The sequence below is a fragment of the Flavobacterium panici genome, assembly GCF_024499525.1.
GTDB lineage: Bacteria > Bacteroidota > Bacteroidia > Flavobacteriales > Flavobacteriaceae > Flavobacterium > Flavobacterium panici.
The window spans coordinates 5,341,798-5,366,907 of the sequence record NZ_CP100437.1 but is presented as its reverse complement, the minus strand read 5'-3'; the positions used below and the strand labels follow the sequence as shown (position 1 = coordinate 5,366,907).

The window sequence follows — 25,110 nt, the reverse complement described above, 5'->3', positions numbered from 1 at the left end:
TCAATAATTAAATCACGAAATGGAAATACTCTTCATATGCGGCTCTGCAGAAATTGGTAACGATGGAGTAGGCGATTATACCCGCCGCTTATGTGGTAAACTTATAAAATCCGGCCACGATGCACAGATTTTATCTTTATGCGATCACGAAGCCGTTTCATTTACCAGTGAAACTCAGGTTGCAGAAGAAACTCCTGTAATTGTACATAGAATTCCGGTTGCAGCACCAAACGATCAGCGATTAATTTGGCTGCAAAAAATCCTGAAAGATTTTGAACCCGACTGGATTTCGCTGCAATACGTTCCGTACAGCTTCAACCCAAAAGGATTGCCTTTTTGGCTTCCTTCATATTTAAAAAAAATTAGAGGAAATCATAAATGGCATATCATGTTTCATGAATTATGGCTGGGAATTGATACCGAATCTTCCATCAAACACAAATGGATTGGAAAGTTGCAGCAGGTAATCGCCAAAAAAATAGTTCACAATACAAAAACACATTCCATAAATACCCAAAATAAATTATACCAGTTCTTTCTTCAATCTCAAAATATCAAAGCGGAAGTTTTGCCCATTTGCGGTAATATTCCGTTAACAGCAGAGAAAAAAGAAACAATAGAATTTGCTCAGTTTGTGTTGTTTGGCACCATTCATAACGGAGCGCCTTTTGAAGATTTTATTAAAGATTTAAGCAGTAATGCAGCTAAGTTTGAGAAACCTATAAAATTTGTTTTCATCGGTAAAAATGGACCGGAATTAATTAAGTACACCGCAATATTGGACAATTATAATATTGCTTATGAAATTCTTGGCGTACAATCTGAAAAAGTAATATCACAGGTTTTGAGAGACAGTGATTTTGGAATATCAACAACTCCGTATTTCCAAACAGAAAAAAGCGGCGTTTTTGCAGCGTACAAAGAACATCAAATCATTACGATTTGTGTTTCCAGAAATTGGACTCCAACAAAAGGACAGTATGTGATTCCGCAGATTATTAAATACGAAAAAAACAATCTGAATATAACGTCGCAAAAGGTTGAGGTTTCAGACTTAAATGCTATTGCTGCGCAGTTTATCAATTCAATTTCGGGAGTATGAAATTATTGGTTTCACATCCAACTTTAAACGCAAATTCAAAAAATCTGATAACCGGTTTATTGAAAGAACAGCAGCTTTTTAAACTGTTTACTTCAATTGCTATATTTCCCGGACAGTTATTGTTTAAACTTGGAAATAATCCGAAACTAAAAGATTTAAAAAGAAGAAGTTTAGACGAAACCTGGCAGCCATACACACGATCAAAATCCTTTTTTGAATTTGGACGTTTACTGACTTCAAAATTTAAATTAGATTTTTTAATCACACACGAAAAAGGTTTTTTCTGTATTGACAAAGTCTATCAAAAACATGATAAATGGGTTGCTGATAATTTAGCCGAATTAAAAAACCAAGGGCTTTTAGGAGTTTATGCATACGAAGACGGCGCTTTATCAACATTTAAAGCTGCAAAACAATTAGGACTTTACTGCATTTACGATTTACCAATTGGGTATTGGAAAAGTGCCCGTTTATTAATGCAGAAAGAATTTGACATTAATCCGGCTTGGTCAGATACGCTTACAGGTTTCAATGATTCACTAGGAAAACTGAGCAAAAAAGATGAAGAATTAGCTTTGGCAGATGTAATTTTTGTCGCCAGCAGTTTTACCAAAAAAACATTAGAAAATTATAAAGGAAACCTGCCCGAAATAAAAGTAATTCCATACGGCTTTCCAACAGTTACCAGAAAAAAATACTACGAGCCTCTTTTGGATCGAAAACTTAAAATTTTATTTATTGGCGGTTTATCACAGCGAAAAGGCATTTCTTATCTATTTGATGCAGTCGAAAAAATGGAAGACAAAGTTGAGTTGACCATTGTAGGACATAAAGCAGTATCCAATTGCGAGACATTAAATCAGGCATTAGAAAAACACAACTGGATTCCGTCATTATCACACGATGAGGTTTTAGAGTGTATGTACGAACATGACGTATTTGTTTTTCCTTCTCTTTTTGAAGGTTTTGGTTTGGTTATTACCGAAGCCATGTCGCAGGGAATTCCGGTTATTACAACCAATCGCACCGCAGGCCCGGATTTAATAGAACACGGAAAAGACGGATGGATTGTTCCCGCCGGATCTTCAAAAGCCATAAAAGAAGTCATTACTCAAATACTTGAAAAACCGGAAATATTAGAACAATTTGGATTTGCCGCTCAAAACAAAGCCCAAACTAGACCGTGGTCAGTTTATGGAAAAGAAATGGCCGATGCACTTTCTTCATTAAAGATTTTGTAAAAATTTAGAAAAATGGACACCCCAAAAGAACAAGATGTAGAACAATCTTATAAAACCTTAAAAATAGCCATTTGGCTGTATTTTTTACTTTGGGTTTTTGAAGGCGCTCTCCGCAAATGGATTCTGCCAAGTCTGGCTACGCCGCTTTTAATTGTGCGTGACCCAATTGCAATTTTCATCATTATAAGAGCTTTTTACCTTGATGTAAAATTTATAAACGGCTATGTAGTTTTAAGCGCCATTTTTACATTATTAGGTTTGGCGATTACACTTACTTTCGGACACGGAAATCTTTTTGTAGGTCTTTACGGGGCAAGAATTATGCTGATTCATTTTCCGCTGATTTTTATAATCGGCGCCGTATTTAAAAAAGAAGATGTTCTTAAAATGGGGCGTGTAATGCTGGCGACCAATATTTTAATGACCATCATTATTTATCTTCAGTTTACAAGTCCGCAGACTGCTTATATCAATACAGGTTTAGGCGGAGAAGGAAGCGCAGGTTTTGATGGCGCAATGGGATATTTCAGACCATCGGGAACATTTTCGTTTACAACAGGATTATCGGCTTACTATATTTTAGTTTCAGTATTTGTATTTTATTTCTGGCTTTCGAAAGAAGCCTGTTCTAAACTTTTACTTATTTCCAGTACAGTCGCTTTAATAATTGCTTTGCCGTTAACGGTGAGCAGAACCGCAGTTTTAGGCGTTTTACTAGTTGGATTTTTTGCCTTTGCAGGATCTACAACCAACGTAAAATCATTAATACGATTAATATCGACTGTTTTAGTAATTGTGGTTTTATTTATGGTTTTACAAAAAACAACTTCCATTTTTAATTTAGGAACTCAGGTTTTTATGAGCCGTGTCGATACGGCAAAAGGACAAGAAGGAGGATCAATTGTAATGCGAACCATAAACGGATTTACAGAACCTATCACAACATTATTAAAAGCACCTTTATTTGAAGGCAATTTAGGAATGGGAACCAATGCAGGCGCACAGCTGTTGACAGGCCAAAGAAAATTTTTAGTTTCAGAAGGCGAATTAAATCGTGTGGGCGGAGAACAGGGACTTATTTTAGGCGGCGGACTTGTCGTTTTGAGATTAGTTTTGGCCTTTGGACTTTTTTATAGCTCTATAAAATTACCCGGAAACTATAAACTATTGCCCTTAACATTTTGCGGAACGGCTTTGTTTTTAATTACCCAAGGCCAATGGGCTCAGCCAAGTATGCTGGGCTGCGCCGTACTTGCCACAGGTTTATTACTGGCCGGTATGAACATCAATTTGAAAACAGAATGATGAAAATTGTCCTTTTTACGCATCCTTCCTTTACAGGTCATCAAAGCATGCCGCGCTATGCCAATATGCTCCTAAACGGAATGAAAGAAAGAGGACACGAAGTAGCAGTTTGGAGTCCGAAAGCGAGATTTTATAAACTGCCCATAATGAAATCCTTTAAAAAATGGCTGGGCTATGTTGATCAATATTTTGTATTTCCATTAGAAGTAAAAATAAAATTACGCAATTCCTCAAAAGACACTCTTTTTGTATTTGCAGATCAGGCGCTTGGGCCGTGGGTTCCGCTGGTAAAAAACAGAAAACATGTTGTACACTGTCATGATTTTTTAGCCTTAAAATCGGCATTGGGAATGGTGCCGGAAAACCCGACATCGTTTACAGGAAAGCTGTATCAAATTTATATTAGAAGAGGTTTTTCAAAAGGAAAAAATTTCATTTCAATATCTAAAAAAACACGTCAGGATTTACACCAATTGCACTTGGGGGAAATCACCAATTCAAAAGTATGTTACAACGGATTAAGTCGTCCGTTTTTTTCTCTGCCAAGAGAATCTTCAAGAGATTTATTAGAATCAAAGTTCAATATACTTTTATCCCAAGGTTACATCATGCACATTGGCGGGAATCAATATTATAAAAACCGACAAGGTGTTTTGGAGATTTACGAAACCTGGAGAAACTTATACCATACAAGTATACCCTTGGTTTTGATTGGCGAAGAACCATCAGAAGAATTAAGTCTTCTGCATAAAAAATCACCATTCAAAAACGATATACATTTCATCACAAACCTATCAGATGAACATGTTAATAATGCCTATTCCGGAGCAATTTGTTTATTGTTTCCGTCATTAGATGAAGGTTTTGGCTGGCCTATTATTGAAGCAATGGCTTCTGGATGCCCAGTAATCACGACCAATAAAGCTCCAATGAATGAAGTAGGCGGAATGGCTGCTTTTTACATTGAGAAAAAACCAGCAGATCCTGCACAGTGGCAGCAATGGAAAGAGGAAGGTGCAAAAACAATCGAAAAAGTATTGAAATTAAGCCGGCCTCAGCAAACGGAAACAATTGAAAGATCTTTTACCCAGTCGCAAAAATTTACAACAGAATATTTCCTTGATGCTGTCGAAGTTATTTACAAAGAAATAAATCAAATTGTATGAAAGTAATCCATTTTATTGCGGGGATTGACAAGGGAGGCGGAGGAACTACTGAGTATATGCGATTATTAAGTACGGCTTTATCAAAACATATGGAAATAGTGGTGGCAACAAAAAAAACGGCTCATCCTATAGATATTCCGGGCGTAAGAATTAAATTTTTTGAAGGCGGTATTTTGAGATGGTTTGATATGCTCGGAGACTTTAGAATCTTTTTAATGGCCGAAAAACCAGATATAGTTCATATCAACGGAATCTGGAGTCCGCAAAATTGGGGTTTTCAAAAAGTAGCTCAGGAATTAGGCATAAAAGTAATCCTGTCTCCACACGGAATGTTAGAACCGTGGATCATGGCTAACAATCCGTGGAAGAAAAGATTAGGATTGTTTTTATATCAAAAAAAAGCCATTCAGGATGTTGCTTTTTTGCACACAACTGCCGAAATGGAAGCGCTGAATATTCAATATTTAGGATTTAAACCGCCTATTTCCATCATTCCAAATGGTATTGATTTGAACGATATTAAAGGAATTAAAGAATGTTATGGGACAAAAAAAATGGTTTTTATATCCAGAATTCATCCCAAAAAAGGAATTGAATTATTACTTGAAGCCTGGCGTCATTGCAATACTAAAGATTGGTCTCTTGAAATTGCAGGAAATGGCGATAAAAATTATATAGCACATTTAAGCAACAGTGCCAGAGATCTCAAAAATGTCAATTTTGTCGGCGCAAAATACGGTAATGAAAAATGGGATTTTTTACGATCTGCCGATGTTATGGTACTGCCAACACATAGCGAAAATTTCGGAATTGTAATTGCAGAAGCACTGGCTCTTGGAGTTCCGGTAATCACAACTCAGGGCACGCCGTGGGAAGATCTTGAAATACACGAATGCGGCTGGTGGATAAACTTATCAGTTGCAAATCTCGAAAAAATCATTACGCAGGTATTGAATACAGCAGCTTACGAACTAGAAAGTATGGGCAGAAAAGGAAGAAGGCTTGTGGCAGAAAAATATGAAATTAAAGCTGTTGCCAATCAAATGAACGACTTGTATAAAAAAATACTTAATTAATTACAGTTTTGGATTTATCTACTTATAGTCATTCTTTCAGCTTAAAAAACAAAATTTCAAGATTGATCTGGAATTTTGCACGGCTTATTATATTTCGCCCATTTGCTTCCCGTTTATTTAAAACATGGAGAGTTTTGGTGCTGAAATGTTTCGGTGCAAAAATAGACTGGTCGGCGCATGTATATGCTTCCGTAAAAATATGGGCTCCGTGGAATTTAGAATTGGGAAAAAATTCCAGTTTAGGGCCAAAAGTCGATTGTTATAATCAGGGGAAAATAAGTATTGGCGATAATACTATAATATCTCAAAAAGCCTATTTATGCGCCTCAACCCATGATTATACTAAAAAAGATTTTCCTCTACTATTAAAACCAATCACAATAGGAAACGGTGTATGGATTGCTGCCGATGCCTTTATTGCGCCGGGAGTTTCTGTAGAAAATTATTCTGTTGTAGCCGCCCGTTCTGTAGTTATTAAAGATGTTGAGGAAAATTCCATAGTAGGAGGAAATCCTTCCAAACTAATAAAATTTAGAAGCTTTGAATAAAATTCCAATTTCCGTAATCGTTTCTGTCAAAAACGAAGCGCAGAATTTACCCTTATGTCTGGATAAATTAAAGCGATTTTCCCAACTAATTGTAGTCGATTCAGGCAGTACTGATGATACCATAATTATTGCAAAAGCTATGGGAGCCGAAGTATTGCAATTTCAATGGAATGGCAAATTTCCTAAAAAACGCAATTGGGCACTGCAAAACGCAAACCTTATTAACGAATGGATTTTGTTTCTCGATGCCGATGAATTTGTTACCGATGAATTTGTCAACGAAATAGAACATAAAATTCAGGATCCCATTTATAATGGTTTCACGATACGTTTTGAAAACTATTTTATGGGAAGAAAACTCAAGTACGGATATGGGTTTCAAAAATCGGCACTATTTAAGAAATCAAAAGGGGCTTACGAAAAAATCGAAGAAGATTTATGGAGCCATTTAGATATGGAAGTACACGAACATCCTATTATTGAAGGTAAAGTAGGCGTTATCAAAGCAAAAGTGGTTCATAAAGATTTTAAAAATCTGGAACATTATATAGACAAACACAATGCTTATTCTAGTTGGGAAGCCCAGAGATATTTACAAATCAGGAAATCTAATAACACGCTTTTATCCTTAAACCAAAAAATTAAATACGGACTTCTGAATACAGGATTGCTTCCTGCGGTTTATTTTTTTGGAGCTTATTTTTTAAAGCTGGGTTTTTTAGATGGAAAAGAAGGATTTTATCTGGCACGTTTTAAGTCACATTACTTTTTTCAAATTCAAACAAAAATTGATTTAATCAAAAATAAATAGAATTATCATGAAAAGAATTTTGATAACGGGAGGAGCCGGATTTGTAGGTTCACATTTATGTAAAAGATTATTGAATGAAGGGAACGAAGTAATTTGCCTCGACAATTACTTTACCGGAACCAAATCGAATATTATTGATTTAATCGATAATCCGTATTTTGAAATGGTGCGTCACGACATAACAGAACCTTATTATGCTGAGGTCGATGAGATTTACAATTTGGCTTGTCCGGCATCTCCGGTACATTACCAGTATAATCCAATAAAGACCATAAAAACGTCTGTTATGGGCGCAATCAATGTATTGGGATTAGCAAAACGCGTTAAAGCCAAAGTTTTACAGGCCAGTACAAGCGAAGTATACGGCGATCCTTTGGTACATCCTCAAACCGAAAGTTATTGGGGTCACGTAAACCCAATAGGAATTCGCTCTTGTTACGATGAAGGAAAACGCTGTGCCGAGACTTTGTTTATGGATTATCACAATCAGAATAAAGTTGCCATAAAAATCATCAGAATTTTTAATACCTACGGCCCAAACATGAATCCGGCAGACGGCAGAGTGGTTTCTAATTTTATTGTTCAGGCTTTACAGGGAAAAGATATTACCATTTTTGGAGACGGTTTGCAAACCCGTTCGTTTCAATATGTTGATGATTTAGTCGAAGGCATGATAAGAATGATGGCTTCAGATCGTGATTTTTTAGGTCCGGTAAATTTGGGAAACCCAAACGAGTTTACGATGCTTGAACTGGCGCAGGCCATTATTGAACTGACAGGTTCATCATCAAAAATTATTCATCTTGGTTTACCGCAGGATGATCCCAAACAAAGACAGCCGGATATTTCTTTGGCACATACTAAATTAAATGGCTGGAAGCCTCAAATAGAATTACGCGAAGGTTTGACTGCCACGATCGAATATTTTGACCAATTATTGCTAAATCAGGCAAAGCCTTCTTTTTCACAATTTCCTTATTAAGGAAATAATATAAATGATTTTCAACTTAAAACTTTGACTTTTAAGGGTTTTAACGACAATTGAGGCGGTTCATCGAGAACTTTTTTTAGTAGAAATCTTTTGTTTTAGTTTTATATGGAAATTATGTAACATTTTTATCTTAAAGTATAATTACTGATGAAAATTACCATAATTACAGTGTGTTACAATCGCAAAGCCACAATCGAAAAAGCAATTCAAAGTGTGCTTTCGCAAAATTACCCAGATATCGAATACATCATTATCGATGGTAATTCTAAAGATGGAACACAGGAGATTATAGAATCTTATAAAGATCGAATTTCCAAATATATTTCAGAACCTGATAAAGGTATGTACGATGCCATTAACAAAGGTTTTCAACTGGCAACAGGAGATATAATTGGTTTAATGCATTCTGATGATGAGTTTTATGATCGAAAAGCGATTTCAAGAATTGCGGCCCGTTTTGAAAATGATGATACTATCGACGGAGTTTACGGCGACGGAATTTATGTTTCCAATGATAAAGAGGAACGTTTAATCCGCGATAGAATAGGAGGCGTTTTCAGTCTCAAAAGAGTGAAAAAAGGATGGCTGCCCCTTCATCCAACAGTTTATTTAAAAAAAGCTGTAATTGATAAACATGGTTTATATAACCTTGATTTTAAAATAGCATCAGATACCGAGTTTCTGCTCCGCTATTTGTACAAGCACAAAATTAATATGAGTTACATCGATGCCTATATCGTAAAAATGAGAATGGGCGGCATGAGTACCAGTTTAAAACGTGCTTTTGAAGTTTTATACGAAGATTATAAGATTTATAAGTTTCACGGTCTGGCAGCAATATTGGTTGTCTTCCTTAAAAAAAGTATCGCTCTGAGGCAGTATATAGTTCATTAATAAAAGGATAAATATTGATCGATCAGTATTTTCTTCATCATAGTGAACATAGGTCTCAAGCAGATTTATTTCAATAGAATTTAGAGTAATTAAAAAACACTAAAATACACTACGATGAACATGAAGAAAATTTTACTTCCGATATTTTTATTGCTTTTATTAATGCTTCAGTCTTGTACCACAAAAAAAGAAATGCTGTATTTACAAGATTTAGACAGCTATGCAAACTCGACTTTAGTTTATACATCGACCAAAATACAGCCCAACGATATTTTAAAAATTGATGTAGGAGATCTTAATCCTGTGGTAGCGGCGCCTTTTAATATGAATGTGGGAACTACCAACGGACAAACTTCTGTAGAAATGATGAAATTATCAGGTTATTTAGTGACTCCGCAGGGAAATATCATGATGCCTATTTTAAATGAAGTGAAAGTAGGCGGCTTAACACCAACTAATGCAGAACAAAAAATAAAAGAACGTTTAATAGGCGAAGGTTATTTAGTAAATCCTACCGTGCAGGTTAGAGTTCTCAACAATAAATTTACCATTTTGGGAGAAGTAAATTCACCAGGCGTAATACCTTTTAGCGAAGAATCTATCAGCCTTCTCGACGCTATAGGACTGGCAAAAGATTTAACCTATTCAGCCGTTCGAAAAGATATAAAACTGATTAGGGAAGTTGACGGAAAACGTTTGGTTTTTCATATTGATCTGACCACAGCTTCCTGGATGAACAATCCAAATTTCAGAATCAGGCAGAACGATGTTATTGTGGTAGAGCCCAATAAACTAAAAGCAAACAGCGGCGGTTTAATCAAAGATCCTATACAGGTTTTGGGGATAACAGCTTCTCTTTTAGCCGTCGTTTTACTTATTGCACAGTGATAAAGTAAAGTACAGCGTGAAATTATGTGTTATGAATACTGTTGTATAATTAATTGAATAATTATGGATTTTAAAAAAGAATTTTTAAAGTATCTCAAGTTTTGGCCTTGGTTCCTGCTTAGTTTAATTTTATGCGTAGGTGCAGCATTCATTTTTATTAAAATAGTGCCGCCAACGTACCAGACTTCGGCTATGATTTTTTTGGATAAAAAACAAGAAGACAAAACGAAAATAATAACCATTAGTACAGATCAAAAAAATAACGAAGATAATTTAGACGACGAAATCAGATTGATTACATCTAACGAGTTTTTGCTGGGTGTAGTAAAGAATTTGAAACTAAATGTGAGTTATTTTGAAAAAGTATATACCACACAAAATAATGCTGTAAACGAAGTTCCCTTTGTTTTAAAACTAACGGTTTCCAGAGATTCTTTACCGCAGGTTTCGTATGAAATTAAAGTAGACAAAGGCGGATTTATTATAACCGATCCTGTTGCCGAAAAAAAATTCCGTGTAAATGGATATGATGGAAAAGAAGCGGTAAACGGTCTGCCATTTAAAATTAGATTAGCCTCAAAAGCAAAGAAAAATGCATCGTATTATTTTGATAAAGAATATAAAGTAAATCTTGAACCAACAGATGCTGCTTTAAAAGAATTGAAATCATCGCTTATTGTTTTATCCGATGAAAAATCAAAAGGAACAATCGAACTAAACCATATTAGTTCTGATCCTGTACGTTCCAGAAAAATATTAAATGAAATTATCGTTCTGCTGGACAAAAGCATTGTAATCAACAAACAAAAAACGTTTACCAATACGGTTACGTATTTAAATCAAAGGATAAAAAGTTTTACCAGAGAAAAAGATTCTATCGAAAGCGTAAAAGAAAGATATCTGCAAAACAATGAAATAGCCGTAATGGACAATTATATTGCCGAAAAAACAGCCGACAGAAGCCAGAAAACAGAAAGTTCTTTACTCAACGAAAAACAAATTTCACTTGCCAATTATGCCATAAACGATATCAGAAAAAGAGATGCCGGCCAAACTTTAGGCACTAATTATAATTTAGAATCATCGATCGTCAATCAAATGCTTTTAAATTATAATACAAAGCTCATGGATAGTGAATTAATCTTGCAGAGAGCACAAAAAAACAATCCGGCGTATATTACTTTAATGACGCAGTTAAGGGTTTCAAAACAAGAAATATTGAATTCTTTAGAAGGCTATTTAAACTTTCTAAATCAAAACAATATCGTCAATAAAACTCAGGAAACTATTGCCGCTTCAAAAATAAAAAACATTCCTACACAAGATAAAATATTGGGGAACATCAATAGCAATCTTAGTATGAAAGAAGAAACTTATGTAGCATTATTACAAAAAAAGGAAGAAGCAGTTTTGAACGGCGCAATTCTAGAATCCAACTTAAAAACCTTAAATGCGCCAGAAACGAATTATTCAGCCATATTTCCTCAGCCTAAATCCTTTATGCTGGGCGCATTTCTGTTTGGTTTACTGCTTCCTTTTGGGATAATATACGTTCGTTTATATCTCGATACCAAAGTACATAACGAAGAAGATATTCAGAAAGTAATTGCCAATATTCCTATTTTGGGACACATTCCTAAAATAAATACGACTGAAAAGTTAGAAAATACAGCGACTTCTCATTCGTTAATTGCAGAGGCAACACGCACTTTAGTTTCAAATATTCGCTATTTGCTGCACAAAAAAAAGGAAGATAAAGGAAATATAATCCTTTTTACATCTTGTATTCAGGGAGAAGGAAAATCCTTTTGTGCCTTTCATAATGCGGTAACCATTAGTAACCTTAATAAAAAAGTATTACTAATTGGTGTTGATTTAAGAAATCCTCAATTGCATGAATATTTCAATATCAACAAAAACGTATCAGGTCTTACCAATTACCTGGCGAATAAAAATGATGACTGGAAAGAGTTTTTGCAAAAAGACACTAATTATTCTAAAAACCTTGACATTTTGCTTGCTGGCGAAGTTCCTCCAAATCCTTCTCAACTAATCACCAACTCTAATTTTGAAGCCTTAATTGAAGAAGCAAAAGATCTATATGACTTTATAATATTAGATACGGCTCCGGTACAAATAGTGTCTGACACGCTCAATTTTAGTCATTTGGCAGATGTTACCGTATTTGTTGTAAAATACGATTATACAGATAAGAGCAATTTAGTTCAGGTAAGTAATTTTATTAAAAAAGAGCAATTAAGGAATGTTGGTATTTTGATCAATGCCGTAAATATGAAAACAGCATACGGATATGGTTATGGCCGAAACTACGGTTATCAGTATCAGGAATTGAAAATAAAGAGACCTTGGTATAAAAGAGGTCTTAGAATAAAAGAAGCCTAAGTTATGTTTTTTCCCGCCGCAAATTCACCCCAAATAATAAAAGCACATTTACTAAAAAAATAAATAGTGAACAATGTTTCAAAAAATAGTTCTGTTGATATTGCTTGTCGTTATTGGTGTTGTTTTCTATTTTTCCTGGCTCCCCGATCCCAGTTTAAGAACCGAAAGTTATTTACCAAGATGGCTTTTAAATTGGAGTAATCATTATTACAATCTGCGTACTGCTGTTCCTTTTTTAGCCGTTGGTTTTCTGTTAGAAGCATATGTACAGCAAAAGAGCCCGAATGAAACAAATCAAAGCAAAAATTTAAACTTTATACAAAACATAGGCATCGCTGCCATAATTGTTTATATAGCCGAAGGAGGACAGTTTATAGTTCAAAAAAGAAACCCCGATATCATGGATGTTGTTTATGGAATTATAGGAAGTATAGCAGGAGGATTGTTTTACAATTTATTCAAAAAATTTAAAAAATGCGAAACAGACATAAATTTACCTTCATAATCTGCTGTGCAATTGCAGACATGATCGCTATGATACTTGGTACTATAGTGTTCCTGAATTTTGCAAGCGAAGAGAAGATAGGCTGGAATGCTTTGCTTTTGGATAAAATGATTCCTATTACAATTTTAAGCTGGTTATTCTCTGTAACCTATTTTCAATTGTATCGAATAGATGTTCTTTTTAGTCTGGAGTACTTTTTTCGCAACAGCTGGCGTGCTTTTTTTACACAGAGAATCTTGTGGCACAGTTATATTTTTATTTTTCAGGATAACGTTCTTTACTTTTTTGGGAGTCGGGCTAATTTGTTTCAGTTGAGCTTTTTACTGTTCTATTTCTTGCTGTCCAGAATTTTATTTACGCTGATAATAGGAGAAATTAAAGGATGGGTTTTTAAACAATATACAGTCGCCATATGGGGATTTAATAAAACGAGTATTGAGTTAGCCTCTCATCTGGAAACCAATTCGTTTTTTATTCAGTTTTTGGGTATTCTTAATGAAAATTCGACTGCAGACTATAAAAGCAATGAAGAATTTAGCGAAGCACTTTCTGAAGCCATTCATAATGCATCCAGAGATCATATTAATGAATTATATATTGTATCGAAGCCAGATTTTATTTCAGATTTAAATTATTTTTTTGAACTTGGTGACAAATACTGCATGCGTTTAAAATTTGTCCCTGACTTTTCATCCATCTCAAAAAAACATTTTAACTCCAGTCATTTAAATAATTTCCATGTTATTAAACCTCGTTTTGAGCCGTTACAAAATGCTTATAACAGATTGATTAAAAGAATATTTGATATTATTTTCAGCCTTATGGTGATTGTTTTTATCATGTCCTGGCTTTATCCTTTACTGGCTATTTTGATTAAAAGACAGAGCAAAGGCCCGGTTTTATTTAAACAAATGCGAACAGGCAAAAAAAATGAACCTTTTTGGTGTTATAAGTTTCGAAGCATGTACATGAATTCCGGAGATGAAAGTCAGCAGGCCAGAAAAGGAGATTCGAGAGTTACGCCAATTGGAAAATTCCTGCGAAGGACAAGTTTAGATGAAATGCCCCAGTTTTTTAATGTTTTGATGGGAAATATGAGTATTGTTGGGCCGCGCCCGCATATGATTAAACACACAACAGATTACAATTGTCATATCAATAATTTCATGGTTCGCCATTTTGTTAAACCAGGAATTACAGGACTGGCTCAGGTTTCCGGACTTAGAGGGGAAACCAAAAGGGTAGTCGACATGAAACGCCGCGTTACTACAGACATACAATACCTGCAGCGCTGGAGTTTAATTACAGATATTAAGATTTGCTTGTTAACCGTTATTGTAACTCTGAAAGGAGATAAAAATGCTTTTTAAATTTAAAAACTAGAAATTATGGACATTACTAATTACTTTATTGGTGTACTCACAGGAGTTTCTGTGACCACCTTTTTTATTGGAAAAGAATGGTATAGATATTATACTAAATACACGATTCAGCAAAAACAACTCGACAGGGTTTTGAAATTGAATGATAAAATAAAAAAGCTAAAAAGCTTAAGTACCGCAGATACACCAAACCTTAATGCAGGTATTTAAGATTTTTTCTAATTTATAATTTAACTCAAACACTTACTTACAGCTTAAAAAGAAAACAACAAGCCTTTTATTTTTTATGAAGTAAACATCTTCGTTGATTTTTTGATTCTTTACTAATATTTTTACCAAGAACCACCTACAAATAAACTGCACTCAAAAGTTTACACGATTTATAACCAAATAAGATAAAAATGAGCTCGATATTTATTGGGCTCATTTCCTTTTACATTTATCTTAATTCCTCATTGTTGTACTACCTTTAGACACTCTTTAATTTCTTGTTTTAAATATCCTTTTATCTTTTAAATTTCATGATATAAAAGTGGCTCTGATTTTATATTCCAAAGAAATTTTCTATCACTGTATTATTAAAATATAATTTATTTATAAGAAAAGTTAAATGCTAATTCTTAAGAGATGATCAGAAAAAAAAGAGTTTTAGTTAGGGACAATAAAGGGATTTTTTTAAAAATGTTTAAAAGAAAATTTAAAAATGACTTTGAATTTTCTGAAGACTCTTTTTTATTGAAAAACGAGAATAAATCAAACCAATACGATTATTCTGTATTTGTAATCTATGAGTATTCGGAACTCGTAGAATTTTTCAAATTAGAAAGTATAAAAGCAAATTTTATGGTTTGCCTGTTTAGTAAACACCTTTACAACAGCATGTCGTTAATAGGCGAAATCAAAGGTTTATTTTTAATAGATGCCTCAAAAACCAAAATAGAAGTTTTGCAGGATTTAAAATTCAATTTTAAGAAATCCTCCAGCCTCATTCCAAAATTACCGGATAAGAAATTTGTAATATCCAACATGATCGAAAAACAACTCGAAATACTGCAGAGAGCACTGTATTTTATGATGTAAATAAAACCACTAAAAGCTAAAAACCATCCGCAGGCGCAGATGGTTTTTATTTTTTATAACAACAATTTTTAACTAATTATTTACGCTTCGCCATTTGCTATTGCAGTAAGTGCCGAAATAGAAGGAAGAAGCAAATAAGCCGTTCCACGGGTTACTACAAATTGAGGCAGAGGCCCATCGATAACAATGTTGTTTCCATCTTCCATAGGAATCGTAAAATTAGGGTCGATATTGCCCGGTAGCGGCACAATACGATTCGCAACCAAAGGATCTTGCGGCGTATTTTCGGCAGGATCAAAAACATTGCTGAAATTATTCAGGTTAATCCATCCGTAAAGCGTTTCAAATTGACTGCTTATATCTCCGCAAAGAAATAAACCAATCAATCCGCGGTCTGCTTTAGGATCAATTGATAAAGGCGGACCATACGGCATTCCTCGTCTTATAATACGCGGAACCGTATCTGAACCAGCTACTTCAACACCTTCATCACGTGGATTTGATACTCTTGTATGTGCAGAAAACGGACATTTAAGCCCTTGCATATCATCTTTTAAATAACCAAAATCAGTAGCTTTAGAAGTATCATGTTCCGGTTTGTCTGGCGAAAGTACTAATGGAGAACCATTTCTCCATCTTCCGCACATTTTCGCAGCAAGCCATTCTTCTGCATAATCCTTCGTGTTTTTAATTTGCGGTGCAATCGATTCTGCCTGTGTATCAAGAAAGTTATTAAAAGCTTCAACATCCTGATACAAAATTCGAAACGCATTATAACAGCCGTTTTTAGCAAAAGCAGCTTCTGGACCTGAAAGTGGCCCCGGAATTGGATTGGGAAGCGTACTGTAACCTATTAAAAAGTTGTTGAGGTCTTGCTGATCTTTTCCCGCAGGATTATCATTCAAGTTAGGTTCATCAATTGAATCCCTGTAACGAAAATGAATATAATCGGATGGCACTAATAGATATTGTTCTAATCTTCCGCTTTCAGACTCTAATGGTTTCAACTCCGTAACCATTTCGTTACTTTTCAGGGCGGCATCAGTTATAATGTCTACGATTTTTTCCTGTGCCGTTGGGTTCATTGCATACGCATGTACCACACAATGCACATCTTCATTGCTGAATTTTTGATTCCACCATTGATCAGGTGCACCTGTGCCATAATCTCCTAAAGACTGCTGTGCATTATTGACATCCCACGGGCCTTTTTTAAACGTAGAAGGAAAGCTGGAGTTTTGAACATTAAGACTTGGTTTTACAATTTCAATTCCGTTAGCCGTAAGACCAATATTCAACATGATTTCAGGTTTTAAAGCGCCCCAGTCTTCTGCACTTTGCAGGTATGGAAGCAAATCCTTAAAAAAATCCTGAATATATTTTAAATTAGAAATGTCGTTATCGAATTTAAAAAGCATATGTACAGAACACGGATGCGTATAACCGTTTATGATAAGGCCTTGTATATCGCTTAATTCTGGTGCTGCAGCCTGAGGTGTTTGTGTATAATTCATAAGATTAAGTTTTGGGTTAAAGAAAAAAACAGCCGGATCAAATGACACAGCTGTAATTATGAATACTTTTTCTTATTTATTATTTAGAAAACTTAGCTACAATTTGCTTTACAGATTGCGGATAAGCATAATAAAGATCCTGAGACTGGCTAAGATTACGTTCATTAATAAAATTAGAGAAAATCGTATATGTAATATCGTCCGGGTTAGTTGGGAAATCTGCCGGTTTGTTTGCCCATAAGGTAATAACTAAAATAAATGCGGCTCTAATAGTAGTCGAATTATTAAAAAATGCTTCTAAGTAAGAATTCATATTTCCGTCAAATTCTGTAATAATTAAAATTCCCGCAATACCTTTTCCGTCAGTATTAGGTACAAGGGCAATTCGTGCATAATGCACAATCGCCATTTTATCCAGAGAAGCTTTTGTTATAGGATTATTAAAATTTTCATAAGCTGTCTGAGCTGTTGCCTGTGCTTCATCAGTTTGATAAATAGGAACATACATTGTTAATGGATTCACGGTTTGCATAATAGATTCTGTTTTTTGGATTTTGCTTACTCTTTGTTCCCGTTTTCAGCATCGCGGGTAATTGAGGTGATTGAAGCCGAAATTACTCGAGATAGAAAAGGCATTAGGAAAAAATGACACCAAACGGGAATTATCAGTCATAAAAGAGATTTTATGCGGGATATTTCTATGATTAAGTTTATTGGGTTAACTCTTGTTTTTATTGCGTTAATACCATTAACCGAGACAGAGTACATTTAATTATTAAAAATACGCCTCAACTTAAATTATAAGAATGTACTTTAAATACCTATTGACTTGTATCGTTTTGTTTTCAATTAATGCAAATTCACAAATTGTAGAAGAAAAAAAGAATTTCCGCGCCGCAGATTCACTGTTAAAAGAATCCAGCTTTTCTGTTCACAGAGACAATTATTTTTTAACCGGCGTACCCGTAAATGAAGCAATTACCCGAAACTCTGCCGACGTAAAATACCAGATCAGTTTTAAACTGCGATTAACTTCAAAACCGTGGGTGGGTGGTTTTTTCCCTTATTTAATGTATACTCAAAAAGCGTTTTGGGACATTTACGCCAACTCAAAACCATTTTCTGAAATCAATTTTAATCCCGGTTTTGCCGTTGTACGTCCGTTTTATTTAAAAGGAGGAAGGCTGACTTACGGAACAATTTCCTTAGAGCATGAATCAAACGGAAGAGATTCTATTTATTCCAGAACATGGAATATGCTTGCTTTTTCCTTAAAGTCGCAGGTTTCTCCGCGATGGACTGTGGGAATCAGAGGATGGATTCCGCTTGTTGATAAAGGAGATAATCCTGAATTGACCAAATATGTAGGTTACGGCGAAGCCAGCGCAACGTATCAAATACAACCCGGACGCTGGAGTGCCGATATTTTGTTTAGAAAGGGAAGTGGACTTATCAATTACGGCTCTTTACAGACACAGGTAAACTGGAGGCCTTTTAAGCATGAAAATTATTATCTCACGCTGCAATGGTTTGTAGGTTATACCGAAAGTTTAATAGATTATCAGGAACACAAAAGTATGGTGCGTTTAGGATTTACGATCAAACCTGAAAATATGGGAATTTTTTAAAGCAGAAAAATCATTTTTTACTCGCTGCCCAAAAAATAGAATTTCTCAAAAGAGTAGTGTAAGCTTCATTCTCAAACAATTCTGGAGAATGTCCCATAAAAATATAAACGTTTCGGGATTTAAAATGGTCGTTTGTCCACACAACCGGATGATCGCCCATTTTAATTTCTGAATTAGGGTCGTAAGTAGTTTCATCTACAGAAGCTAATACATGAACATTCGCTCGCGGACTTTTATTGTACGTATACCATTCTTCTTTTTTGATCAAAAATTGAGATGAAATTCCTTTGGTTACAGGATGAGATTTATCTTCAATATTTACTTTCGCATTCGCAAAAGTGGCAATATAATTTTCAAAACGTATTCCTCCCATAAAATCAGAAAACCATTTCCACATTGGGTAACCATCAAATTCGCCCAGTAAAGTAGCGTGATGCAAACCAACCCATCCGCCTTTGCCGTCGTTCATATATTTTTCAAATGCTTTCATAGATTCCTCGCTCCAGGTATATGGAGGATAATCCAGCTGAATAAAAACCTTATATTGTTTTAAAAAAGCATCATTAATTTTAGTCGTGTTTTCAATATAATCAATTGTAAAACTGCTGTCGGCTGCCAGTTTGTTCAGCCACGGTTTAGCGGCTTGGGAAAAGGCTAAATGATGTCCGCCGTTTTCATACAAAACCAAAGCTTTAAACTTAGATTTTTTTGATTTCTGTGCGGTACAATCCACCTGAAAAACGAAGATTGTTATAAATAGGATTAGAAAATTTTTCATCTAATAATTCAAGTTTTTTATCTAAATTTTATTTGTCTGCCAATGCAGTAATTGCTTGTAAAAACCAAGCTGAATGCGGAATCCATTGTTCTGTCCAGCGCCATTCATCATTGCCGTCAACATCCATTTTAAAATCAATTCCGGAGCCGTCTGGATTTCCTTCTTTGCCCGTAATTCCGTTAGAAATTCCGCCTTTTTCAGATCCGTGACCGTAATTAGAATGCATATACGGGACATTTTCTTCTCCAAATTCATATAAAAAACATACAGAATAAGGATTGCATCCTAAAATCCATGATAATTGCTGTGAAGCATATAAATCAAGCGGTTTTTTCTCAGCGCCATTATTTTTTACCGCAACTACTTTTCCGCCTTCAATTGCAGCTGTTGCCAGCGATGCTAATCGGGCATTTTCTCCCTGCCACCACCAGCCGGTTTCATTATCATGCGGAATAAAAAAGCCATCTTGTACTTTGCCGTTAAACAAGAAACTTTGGCGTGCATAACCAAACGGATTTTCTACATTATTGGTAACAGCTAAATTATATTCTAAAGCCTTTTTGATCACATTTTTGGCATTCTTTATTTCGTTGCTGTCGGTTTCTTTTTTCAAATATCTTGTCAAAGAAACTATTGGTAAACCTGCATCTGCAGCATGCCAAAACGGACGATTTCCATCATTACTTCTAAACCAGCCCTGATCGGTCATTCGGTTTTCAAGATTGTGTGCCCATTTTCTGGCTTCGTCTTTATAGAAATTATCATTGGTTGCAATCCATAATTCTGTTGCAGCCATTAAAGCGCAATAATCATCAATAATATTTTCTTTTCCGTCATCATCATATTTAGTATTGTTTACTAAAAGATGTGCATAAGCACGTTTTGCCCCGTCTAAATATTGCTGAGAGGTAAAATCACCGTTTTTCTTCCATTGTGAAATTCTGGCTAGCGAAGCAATTGCCATTCCTGCGCCTTCGCGAAAAGCACTTTGATATTCGTCTGTCGTTACACTATTTGCCTTTAAACCTACAATTCTTCTGGCAGCAGGATTTTTATCAAAATAGCTGAAAACGATCATATAAAAATAATCCTCATTTGATAAACAGCGCATCATATAATCTGCTCCCCAAATCGCTTCGTTATCTAGGGAATCTTTTATTTTCCATTGCGTCAACTGTTTCGGAAGTGTTTCTGAAGTATTAATAAGCGACCAGGTCACTAAAGGTGTTTGCTGCGGCGATACAAAATTAGCATAAGCCAAATGCGAAAAATATTTACTCACATCGCCAGATGCATCACACCATCCGCCGCGAACATCTACTGTTTTTGTACTGCCGTATAAAATTATGTTTTTATCTGCTTCCAGTTCTTCGGGCGTATTGGCTCTTTGTTTATTGTAATAGTGAACTATTGATGAAATAACTCGTTTTGCAAGTATATTTTCTTCAATAGAAAAACTAGCCGAAGTAGAAATTTGATCTGCAACTTTAAAAGTAATTTTATACGTTCCGGGTTTTTGAAAAGAAGAGAAATCAGCCTTATAAAATTTTTCACCAAGCTTCCAGTCGTCCACATTTTGCGGTTTGCCAATTAATGCTGTAAACACTGTTTTATGAGTTTGAGTATCAACAACATCAAAAGATGCATTTTCACTAAGATTACTGGGATATGCTATAATGGCTATTTTGGGACTTTTCGGATCAAAACCAACCTGGTTTACATAAATTCTGGGTTTACTATAAGCCATTACAGAAAGAAACAGCATTATTATGAGATATCTTAGTTGTTGACGGAGTTTTAGCATAGTTTATTTTTTATAAAGCAAAATACGAAAAAGTGAAAGTTTATACTACTTTTCTAATCGTCTAATTTTCATTAAAAAGTTAGGAATAACTATAGAAACTTATTTTTACTGCGATTGTAAATAAAATCAAGATAAAAATGATGTGTATTTGATGTGCTTTTTACTACAAACAATAAACTCCCATATAATTTCTTATAGAAAAATTTCCATCATTTATTTTGTTTGTAATGTTTTGAAATCGTGAGTTTTAACTTTTTTTTATTAAATTTGATATGACAATTTCTAGCAATAGTGATTATGGAAAAATTAAAACGCCCGGTTTATCTTAGAGCTGGTACTGATGATTTTTTTAGAAAAATGCGCAACGAAGTCACCGAAACGGTATTGCAAAATTCATCATTGTACCTTTTAAATGTTATAAAGTCTTTAGGTCTTTTGGTTTTGTTTTTTTTATTTTATAGCTGTATTTTATTTTTTGGAAACAGCGCGCCTTTACTTTTCCTTTTTTATATTCTGTGTGGTTTTACCATGATTGTACTTTTTATAAATGCCTTTCATGATGCTGCGCACGGAGCTTTATTTAAAAGAGCAAAACACAACGAATGGTTCTTGTATGTTTTAGAACTTTTCGGCAGCAATCACTGGCTCTGGATGCGTCGCCATATCAATCTGCATCATGCTTATCCAAACGTTCCCGATTGGGATATTGATATCAAACAAAGCGATATTATCAGGATTTTTCCAAACAGTCCTGTGCTTAAATATCATAAATACCAGCACATTTATATGTGGTTTATTTATCCGCTTTACAGTTTAAACTGGATTTATATTCGGGATTTTAAAGATTTTTTTGGAAAGAAAAACAATTACGTCAAAAAGATTGTAGACACCATTCCGCGAAAGCAGATCTTTATATTATTTGCAGCAAAAATTTTAAACCTGTTTTATATTCTTTTTGTTCCTATGATTTTGCTCAATCAGCCTTGGTATTTAGTTTTGGCAGGTTGGTTTTCCATGCATTTATTCGGAAGCGTTTTGGGAGTTGTCGCATTAGTTTCTACACATGTTGATGAAGATGCCAATTTCCCCGGAACAGATAAAGATGGAAATTTATCTGCAACCTGGGCTTTACATCAAATGATTGTTACAAAAGATTTTAGTACTAACAGCAAACTGGCTAATTTTTTATACGGAGGTTTTACGCATCATGTAGCACATCATCTTTTTCCGGGTGTAGGACATACTTATTATCCCTACATTACGCCAATAATAATAAAATATGCCCAGGAATATGATCTTCCGTATACCTCATATCCTTTTTATCATGCCGTGCGCTCGCACTTCAGAATGCTGAAAAATAAAGGTGTTAAAGAAAATATTTTAATGACAGGAGAGATTTAAAGTTTTGATTACTTCTTACTTACAGAAATCAATAATCAATTGATTTATATTTGTTTGTTGTTAATTTTCTGTTATTCAGTAAAATACACGTAAATCTACGGGTGTAAAATCAATTTAAATACATTAACTTTATTCTTACAAAATCACGCTTTAATAAAATAGCGTTGGTTTTTTATTGCAGCTTAGTAAAAGTAAGTAGCGTTGCCTGTTTTGAGTTGTGGTACAGCATTCATTTCAATACTGTTTTCGTTATCGATAAGAATTCGAAAAGCGGGATAGAATATTGTTTTTAATAACTAATAATCTAACACAATGAAAAAAGAAACCTATGCACAACAAACAAATCTTGAAGAAATAGTTTATCATTACCCTTCGACGTGGCCTGCTGACGGACCAATAGATTTAAGCGTTCATGATCTCCCGCACCATGAATCACTGATTGAATGGTGGTATCAAAATTGCCATCTGACTTCTAAAGATGGTAAACAAATATCTTTATTTTCGTCTTTTTTTAGAGTGGCAGTAAAAGATGAAACTACAGGAAACCTAAACTATACCCATTCTGTAATCTGGTCATTGTCAGATAAAAATGAAGAGAAATATTACATGGATTCTCTTTTAGATCCAACTACACCTGCGCAAGCATTAAAAACGATCAAAAAGGCCGAAGAAAAAAATGAAGGAAGCAGATGGATTCGACGTGCACTAAAAGAAGTATATGAAAAAGGAAATACGCCGCTGCCGGACAGACTTCTTAAACAGCCTGCAAATATTGGTATAAATAATCTTTCTCTTGAATATGACGAAAACTCCTTTAAAAAAAACGAACAAGGAAATTATCATTTAAAGCTTGAAAATCCTTTAAATGAAATTGTGTGTAAACTTTCATTTATTCCCTTAACAAAACCGGTTCGACATGGAGATGATGGAGTTATAAGCGGAATAAGGAAAGAAGAAATGTTCTATTATTTTATTCCAAAGTGCGAAGTAAGTGGAGAAATTCAAATTGGTAATACGGTTTATGAAGTAGAAGGAAGCGGCTGGTACGACCATGAATTTAGCAGACCGGCGGATGAAACTTCAACATTTGAATTTAAGCATGAAATGGACTGGAACTGGATTGCACTTCAGTTAGATAATGGGTATCAGTTATCTGGTTATGATCTTTTTGACAACACAAAAAATGGAGAACACGCCGGAGGCAATATAATTATAATAGATCCTGATGGCAAAAGAACAAACGCAGAACAGTATTCATTTATACCTGAAAAGTATTGGACAAGTGCCCGAACTTTTATATCCTATCCTGTTTCCTGGAAAATAGAAATACCACAGCTTAATATTTTTCTTTCTATAACTGCAGATTTTCCCGAACAGGAATTTATTACTATTCTTTCTGCGCCCGCATTTTGGGAAGGTAGTATAAGTGCCGAAGGAAAATTTATGGATACAGAAGTTTCAGGTCAGGGTTATATCGAAAGAAACGGATTTAGTACCAAAACAAACATCGAAAGTTTTTTAAAAGCAGTAGGCGATACTACTCAGAAATCGGTAGAATCTTTAATGCCTTTAGATCCTAGTGATGAACAGTTTCACAAGTTGATTAATAGTCCTCTTGGTGTTTCTTTTTTGAGTACTGCCGATAAAGAGCAATATGTTTCATCAGTTATAAAACCTATCAGGGAAATTGTAGACCGTAGTAAAAAAGCCTGGCGGTCGTATGTGTTTTTAGCCTCTATCGATAGTGTAGGCGGAAATTCTAATCCGTTTATGGACTGGCTGGCAATGCCGGAATTGATACATACAGGATCACTAATTGTAGATGATGTACAAGACAGATCAGACACACGCAGAGGAGGCACTGCTTTGCATCATCTTTATGGAGAGGCACTGGCAATTAATGCAGGTAATGCAAGTTATTTTATTTCAGAATTATTCATGCAAGAACCTAAACTTCCTGACAATATTAGGATAAAAGTTTATGAATTGTATTTTGAAATGATGCGTGCGGCACATGCAGGACAGGCAATGGATATCAGCGGGCTTCATGATCTTATGCCAGAGACTGTAAACAAAGGCAATAGTTCAACACTTGAGAATAGAATTTATACTATACACAGATTAAAAACGGCAACGCCCGCCTGTACATTAGCCAAACTGGGAGGATTAATAGGAGGTGGAAAACCAGAAGAAATAGAAGCACTCAGCAGTTTTTTAGAAGCAATTGGTGTTGCTTACCAAATAATGGATGATGTACTGAATCTTGAAGGATATGAAAATAATCTTAAAGATAAAGGAGAAGATATTACAGCAGGAAAAATAACCATGCCAGTGGCAAAATCAATGGGATTAATGCCTTTAAATCAACGCGAATATGTATGGGAAACCATTCAGACACTGCCAACGGACAGGGCGGTAATTGCATCTGTAATTCATCTATTGCAAGATTGCGGAGCCATTGAAGCGTGCAGGCAAGAAGCAGATGAACTTGTAGAAACTGCATGGAAAAAGCTTGATCAAATCCTGCCGGATTCCTTTTTTAAAGTAAGATTACGGGCTTTTGGCTGGTATGCCTTAAAAAAGGAATGATTTT

General features: G+C 34.9%; 22 protein-coding genes. 18 read left to right on the top strand and 4 right to left on the bottom strand.

Going from position 1 to position 25,110, the window contains the following annotated elements:
* Nucleotides 1-19 precede the first annotated feature (19 nt).
* From NLJ00_RS22335 to NLJ00_RS22265, 15 genes are all read left to right on the top strand, one after another.
* Nucleotides 20-1,102 carry a glycosyltransferase family protein gene (locus NLJ00_RS22335; RefSeq protein WP_256635461.1) on the top strand — a complete coding sequence of 361 codons (1,083 nt, stop codon included), beginning with the start codon at nt 20-22 and terminating at the stop codon, nt 1,100-1,102.
* On the top strand, nt 1,099-2,343 hold the full coding sequence (locus NLJ00_RS22330) for a glycosyltransferase family 4 protein (RefSeq protein ID WP_256635460.1): 1,245 nt from the start codon (nt 1,099-1,101) through the stop codon (nt 2,341-2,343). The genes NLJ00_RS22335 and NLJ00_RS22330 overlap by 4 nt, the downstream gene beginning before the upstream one ends.
* 12 nt (nt 2,344-2,355) lie before the next feature.
* The gene (locus tag NLJ00_RS22325) at nt 2,356-3,648 is read left to right on the top strand and encodes a hypothetical protein (protein ID WP_256635459.1); all 1,293 of its coding nucleotides are present in this window, start codon (nt 2,356-2,358) and stop codon (nt 3,646-3,648) included.
* The gene (locus NLJ00_RS22320; protein WP_256635458.1) at nt 3,645-4,814 is read left to right on the top strand and encodes a glycosyltransferase family 4 protein; all 1,170 of its coding nucleotides are present in this window, start codon (nt 3,645-3,647) and stop codon (nt 4,812-4,814) included. Before NLJ00_RS22325 ends, NLJ00_RS22320 begins: the two co-directional genes overlap by 4 nt.
* Complete coding sequence (locus NLJ00_RS22315) at nt 4,811-5,890, top strand: glycosyltransferase (protein ID WP_256635457.1); 1,080 nt, start codon at nt 4,811-4,813, stop codon at nt 5,888-5,890. Before NLJ00_RS22320 ends, NLJ00_RS22315 begins: the two co-directional genes overlap by 4 nt.
* Before the next feature lie 137 nt (nt 5,891-6,027).
* Nucleotides 6,028-6,438 carry a putative colanic acid biosynthesis acetyltransferase gene (locus NLJ00_RS22310; protein WP_256635456.1) on the top strand — a complete coding sequence of 137 codons (411 nt, stop codon included), beginning with the start codon at nt 6,028-6,030 and terminating at the stop codon, nt 6,436-6,438.
* The gene (locus NLJ00_RS22305; RefSeq protein WP_256635455.1) at nt 6,431-7,249 is read left to right on the top strand and encodes a glycosyltransferase family 2 protein; all 819 of its coding nucleotides are present in this window, start codon (nt 6,431-6,433) and stop codon (nt 7,247-7,249) included. Before NLJ00_RS22310 ends, NLJ00_RS22305 begins: the two co-directional genes overlap by 8 nt.
* A gap of 7 nt (nt 7,250-7,256) precedes the next feature.
* A complete protein-coding gene (locus NLJ00_RS22300) occupies nt 7,257-8,231 on the top strand; it encodes a UDP-glucuronic acid decarboxylase family protein (RefSeq protein ID WP_256635454.1) in 975 nt (324 codons plus the stop codon).
* Between the two features lie 156 nt (nt 8,232-8,387).
* Complete coding sequence (locus NLJ00_RS22295; protein ID WP_256635453.1) at nt 8,388-9,134, top strand: glycosyltransferase family 2 protein; 747 nt, start codon at nt 8,388-8,390, stop codon at nt 9,132-9,134.
* Nucleotides 9,135-9,248: 114 nt separating this feature from the next.
* Nucleotides 9,249-10,022 (top strand): polysaccharide biosynthesis/export family protein, encoded by a 774-nt coding sequence (locus NLJ00_RS22290; RefSeq protein WP_256635452.1) that lies wholly within the window; start codon nt 9,249-9,251, stop codon nt 10,020-10,022.
* A 63-nt stretch (nt 10,023-10,085) separates the two neighbouring features.
* On the top strand, nt 10,086-12,425 hold the full coding sequence (locus NLJ00_RS22285) for a polysaccharide biosynthesis tyrosine autokinase (RefSeq protein WP_180858719.1): 2,340 nt from the start codon (nt 10,086-10,088) through the stop codon (nt 12,423-12,425).
* A 73-nt stretch (nt 12,426-12,498) separates the two neighbouring features.
* The gene (locus tag NLJ00_RS22280) at nt 12,499-12,930 is read left to right on the top strand and encodes a VanZ family protein (RefSeq protein ID WP_256635451.1); all 432 of its coding nucleotides are present in this window, start codon (nt 12,499-12,501) and stop codon (nt 12,928-12,930) included.
* Nucleotides 12,900-14,300, top strand: coding sequence for an exopolysaccharide biosynthesis polyprenyl glycosylphosphotransferase (locus NLJ00_RS22275; RefSeq protein WP_180858715.1), 1,401 nt, complete (start codon nt 12,900-12,902; stop codon nt 14,298-14,300). The genes NLJ00_RS22280 and NLJ00_RS22275 overlap by 31 nt, the downstream gene beginning before the upstream one ends.
* 18 nt (nt 14,301-14,318) lie before the next feature.
* Nucleotides 14,319-14,522, top strand: coding sequence for a hypothetical protein (locus tag NLJ00_RS22270; protein ID WP_053470206.1), 204 nt, complete (start codon nt 14,319-14,321; stop codon nt 14,520-14,522).
* A gap of 471 nt (nt 14,523-14,993) precedes the next feature.
* Nucleotides 14,994-15,392 (top strand): hypothetical protein, encoded by a 399-nt coding sequence (locus tag NLJ00_RS22265; protein ID WP_256635450.1) that lies wholly within the window; start codon nt 14,994-14,996, stop codon nt 15,390-15,392.
* Between the two features lie 80 nt (nt 15,393-15,472).
* Here the strand turns inward: NLJ00_RS22265 and NLJ00_RS22260 are convergent, their stop codons facing one another.
* The gene (locus tag NLJ00_RS22260; protein WP_256635449.1) at nt 15,473-16,906 is read right to left on the bottom strand and encodes a Dyp-type peroxidase; all 1,434 of its coding nucleotides are present in this window, start codon (nt 16,904-16,906) and stop codon (nt 15,473-15,475) included.
* A 79-nt stretch (nt 16,907-16,985) separates the two neighbouring features.
* The gene (locus NLJ00_RS22255) at nt 16,986-17,438 is read right to left on the bottom strand and encodes a hypothetical protein (protein ID WP_123924567.1); all 453 of its coding nucleotides are present in this window, start codon (nt 17,436-17,438) and stop codon (nt 16,986-16,988) included.
* 274 nt (nt 17,439-17,712) lie between these two features.
* Here NLJ00_RS22255 and NLJ00_RS22250 point away from each other — a divergent pair, with 274 nt between their 5' ends.
* Nucleotides 17,713-18,534 carry a phospholipase A gene (locus NLJ00_RS22250; protein WP_256635448.1) on the top strand — a complete coding sequence of 274 codons (822 nt, stop codon included), beginning with the start codon at nt 17,713-17,715 and terminating at the stop codon, nt 18,532-18,534.
* Nucleotides 18,535-18,544: 10 nt separating this feature from the next.
* Here the strand turns inward: NLJ00_RS22250 and NLJ00_RS22245 are convergent, their stop codons facing one another.
* The gene (locus NLJ00_RS22245; RefSeq protein WP_256635447.1) at nt 18,545-19,312 is read right to left on the bottom strand and encodes a ThuA domain-containing protein; all 768 of its coding nucleotides are present in this window, start codon (nt 19,310-19,312) and stop codon (nt 18,545-18,547) included.
* Nucleotides 19,313-19,340: 28 nt separating this feature from the next.
* Nucleotides 19,341-21,116 carry a glycoside hydrolase family 9 protein gene (locus NLJ00_RS22240; protein ID WP_256635446.1) on the bottom strand — a complete coding sequence of 592 codons (1,776 nt, stop codon included), beginning with the start codon at nt 21,114-21,116 and terminating at the stop codon, nt 19,341-19,343.
* A gap of 297 nt (nt 21,117-21,413) precedes the next feature.
* Here NLJ00_RS22240 and NLJ00_RS22235 point away from each other — a divergent pair, with 297 nt between their 5' ends.
* Together NLJ00_RS22235 and NLJ00_RS22230 are read left to right on the top strand one after the other, a co-directional pair.
* Nucleotides 21,414-22,517, top strand: coding sequence for a fatty acid desaturase family protein (locus NLJ00_RS22235; RefSeq protein ID WP_256635445.1), 1,104 nt, complete (start codon nt 21,414-21,416; stop codon nt 22,515-22,517).
* Nucleotides 22,518-22,829: 312 nt separating this feature from the next.
* Entirely contained in the window at nt 22,830-25,106 is a 2,277-nt protein-coding gene (locus tag NLJ00_RS22230) for a polyprenyl synthetase family protein (RefSeq protein WP_256635444.1), read from the top strand.
* Nucleotides 25,107-25,110 lie beyond the last annotated feature (4 nt).